1 pseudogene is annotated in these 538 nt (G+C 78.8%); it reads left to right on the top strand.

The window, feature by feature from the left end:
• A pseudogene (locus Q6969_RS16230) lies at positions 1-538 on the top strand (two-component sensor histidine kinase); the annotation flags it as partial.

Here is a 538-nt window from a genome sequence, read left to right as displayed (position 1 = left end):
CGGCCGGGTCCGCGCGGCCCTCGCCCGCGTCGGGATCCGCACGGACGCCGGACGCGACGCCGCCGCGGCCGCCGCCTGGGCGCTTCTCACCGTGCTGCTGCTCGGGGTGCTCGCCGCGCTCGTCTGGGCGGACGGCACCGCGCGCACCATGTCGCCGGCGCAGGGCGCGGTCATCGCGGTCCTCGCCGTCGTGCAGTGCGTGCCCCTGGCGTTCCGGCGGCGGCATCCGCGGTCGACCCTCCTGGCCGTCTCCGTCCTCCAGGCGGCGCTCGTGGCTGTGATCCCGCCGCAGTTCGGGTTCTGGGCCGCCGCGCCGGTCGTCGCGGCCTACACGGTCGGGGCGCTGCTCCCGCCGGCGTCCGCCGTCCGCATCGTGGTCGCGGCCGTCGGCGTCGAGGCGGTCGGCGCGTTCGCGGCGGCGACGGGCCAGGCGCGGGCGCTGCTCGTGCCCACGGCGGTGGATGCCCGCCTCGGCCTCGACACGGTCGTCTCGGCCACCTCGATCCTCGTCAGCGGGCTGCTCATCGCCGCCGCGAGC

The organism is Clavibacter sp. MX14-G9D (genome assembly GCF_032917815.1).
In the GTDB taxonomy this organism is placed as follows: domain Bacteria; phylum Actinomycetota; class Actinomycetes; order Actinomycetales; family Microbacteriaceae; genus Clavibacter; species Clavibacter michiganensis_K.
The sequence above is the reverse complement of the archived record's forward strand: the minus strand, read 5'-3'. Positions and strand labels throughout refer to the sequence as shown.